Here is a 241-nt window from a genome sequence, read left to right on the forward strand (position 1 = left end):
TTGTAACTCCGTATAGAGTGTCCTACAACCCCAAGAGGCAAGCCTCTTGGTTTGGGCTGTTCCCGTTTCGCTCGCCGCTACTCAGGGAATCGCATTTGCTTTCTCTTCCTCCGGGTACTTAGATGTTTCAGTTCCCCGGGTATGCCTTCTCATACTCTATGTATTCAAGTATGGATACTACTCCATTACGAGCAGTGGGTTTCCCCATTCGGAAATCTCCGGATCAAAGCTTGCTTACAGC

Annotated in this window: 1 rRNA gene; it reads right to left on the minus strand. The window is 49.0% G+C overall.

Annotated elements, in window-relative coordinates:
• A 23S ribosomal RNA gene (locus AC0IXA_RS28035) occupies nt 1–241 on the minus strand; the annotation flags it as partial.

The sequence above is a fragment of the Pseudomonas sp. AC083 genome, assembly GCF_979253165.1.